This window comes from uncultured Aquincola sp. (assembly GCF_964001545.1).
Classification (GTDB): Bacteria; Pseudomonadota; Gammaproteobacteria; order Burkholderiales; family Burkholderiaceae_C; genus Aquincola.
In genome coordinates this window covers 1-2,834 of record NZ_CAXFDV010000493.1, presented here as the reverse complement: position 1 = coordinate 2,834, position 2,834 = coordinate 1, and the positions used below count along the sequence as shown (strand labels likewise).

Here is a 2,834-nt window from a genome sequence, read left to right as displayed (position 1 = left end):
GCGCCTGCGCATCAGCCGGATCGAGCGCCCCATGAATGCCGTTGTCACCGAAGCCCCCCGACCCTTCGTCGAGTTCGCTGCCCGCCTGCGCCCGCAAAGCGTGCTGCGTGCGGCCATCACCTCCGCCTATCGCCGGCCTGAGCCCGAGGCCGTGGCCCTGCTGCTGGAGCAGGCCCGGCTGCCCGCCGCCCAGGCCACTGCGGTGCAGGCCCTGGCCGGCCAGCTGGCCACGCGGCTGCGTGAGCGCAAGTCGGCCGGCGGCCGTGAAGGCCTGGTGCAGGGCCTGGTGCAGGAGTTCTCGCTCTCGTCGCAGGAAGGCGTGGCGCTGATGTGCCTGGCCGAGGCGCTGCTGCGCATCCCTGATGCGGCCACGCGTGATGCCCTCATCCGCGACAAGATCGGCGACGGCGACTGGGCTTCGCACCTGGGCCGCAGTGGCTCGCTCTTCGTCAACGCGGCCACCTGGGGCCTGGTGCTCACCGGCAAGCTGGTCACCACCCATACCGAAACGGGCCTGGCCCAGGCACTGGCCCGCGTGGTGGCCAAGAGCGGCGAGCCGCTGATCCGCAAGGGCGTGGACATGGCCATGCGGCTGATGGGCGAGCAGTTCGTCACCGGCCAGACCATCGACGAAGCGCTGTCCAACGCCCGCCGTCGCGAGGCCGAAGGCTTCCGCTATTCGTACGACATGCTGGGCGAAGCCGCGCTGACCGAAGCCGACGCCCAGCGCTACCTGGCCGCCTACGAGGCGGCCATCCATGCCATCGGCCGGGCCTCGGCCGGCCGCGGCATCTACGAAGGGCCGGGCATCTCCATCAAGCTGTCGGCGCTGCACCCGCGCTACAGCCGGGCGCAGATCGACCGCACGCTCACCGAGCTGTATCCGCGGCTGCTGAAGCTGGCGCTGCTGGCCCACAGTTACGACATCGGCCTGAACATCGACGCCGAAGAGGCCGACCGGCTGGAGCTGTCGCTCGACCTGTTGGAGCAGCTGTGTGCCGACCCGGGCCTGGAGGGCTGGCACGGCATCGGCTTCGTGGTGCAGGCCTACCAGAAGCGCTGCCCGCATGTGCTGGACTTCATCATCGACCTGGCCCGTCGCACACGGCGGCGGCTGATGGTGCGGCTGGTCAAGGGCGCCTACTGGGACAGCGAAATCAAGCGCGCGCAGGTGGACGGGCTGGAGGACTACCCCGTGTACACCCGCAAGGTGCACACCGACGTGAGCTACCTGGCCTGCGCCCGCAAGCTGCTGGCCGCGCCCGAGGCGGTGTACCCGCAGTTCGCCACGCACAACGCGCACACGCTGGCCGCCATCTACCACCTGGCCGGGCAGAACTACTACGCTGGCCAGTACGAATTCCAGTGCCTGCACGGCATGGGCGAGCCGCTGTACAGCCAGGTGGTGGGCCCGCGCGCCGAGGGCGGCCTGGCCCGGCCCTGCCGCATCTACGCGCCGGTGGGCACGCACGAAACCCTGCTGGCCTACCTGGTGCGCCGGCTGCTGGAAAACGGCGCCAACAGCTCCTTCGTCAACCGCATCGCCGACGAAGCCGTGCCCATCGAGCAATTGGTGGCCGACCCGGTGGCCGTGGTGGACGCCGCCGCGCAGGCCGAAAGCCAGGCCGGCCTGCCGCACCCGGGCATTGCGCTGCCGCGTGCGCTGTACGGGGCCGAGCGGGCCAACAGCAGCGGCATCGATCTGTCGAACGAGCACCGGCTGGCCTCGCTGGCCGGCGCGCTGCTGCGCCCGGGTGCCGCATGGCAGGCGCTGCCGCTGATTGGCGGCCAGCCCCGCACCGCCGGCACGCCGCAGCCGGTGACCAACCCGGCCGACCGCCGCGACGTGGTGGGCCAGGTGACCGAGGCCACCGCCGCCGACGCGGCCGATGCGGTGGCGGCCGCCGTGGCCGCCGGCCCGGCCTGGGCCGCCACGCCAGCCGCCGACCGCGCCGCGCTGCTGGAGCGCGCCGCCGACACGCTGGAAGCGCAGATGCAGCCGCTGCTGGGCCTGATCGTGCGCGAGGCCGGCAAGACCCTGCCCAACGCCATTGGCGAGGTGCGCGAGGCGGTGGACTTTCTGCGCTACTACGCGGCCCAGGCCCGGCGCGAGCTGACTGAGCAGCACCGGCCGCTGGGCCCCATCGTCTGCATCAGCCCCTGGAACTTTCCGCTGGCCATCTTCGTGGGCCAGCTGGCCGCCGCGCTGGCGGCCGGCAACACCGTGCTGGCCAAGCCGGCCGAGCAGACGCCGCTGATCGCCGCGCAGGCGGTGCAGCTGCTGCACGCGGCCGGTGTGCCCGGCGGCGCGCTGCAACTGTTGCCCGGCCGCGGCGAGACGGTGGGCGCCGCGCTGGTGGCCGACGAACGGGTGCGCGGCGTGATGTTCACCGGCTCCACCGAGGTGGCGCGGCTGCTGCAGCGCAGCCTGGCCGGCCGGCTGGATGCACAGGGCCGGCCGCCGCTGCTGATCGCCGAGACCGGCGGCCAGAACGCGATGATCGTGGACTCGTCCGCGCTGGCCGAGCAGGTGGTGGCCGACGTGCTCAGCTCCGCCTTCGACAGCGCGGGCCAGCGCTGCTCGGCGCTGCGCGTGCTGTGCCTGCAGCACGACGTGGCCGACCACGTGCTGCAGATGCTGCACGGCGCGCTGCGTGAACTGCGGCTGGCGCCGCCCGACGAGCTGAGCACCGACATCGGCCCGGTGATCGACGAAGAAGCCCGCGCCGGCATCGAAGCGCACATCGCCACGCTGCGCCAGCGCGGCCATGCGGTGCAGCGGCTGGGCGGCAATGCCGCGGTGCTGGCGCACGGCAGCTTCGTGCCGCCAGCCG

At 72.7% G+C, this 2,834-nt stretch carries 1 protein-coding gene; it reads left to right on the top strand.

Annotated elements, in window-relative coordinates:
* Positions 1-31: 31 nt before the first annotated feature.
* A partial coding sequence (gene putA / locus ABNT58_RS16805) for a bifunctional proline dehydrogenase/L-glutamate gamma-semialdehyde dehydrogenase PutA (RefSeq protein ID WP_348754595.1) occupies positions 32-2,834 on the top strand: 2,803 nt, incomplete at its 3' end.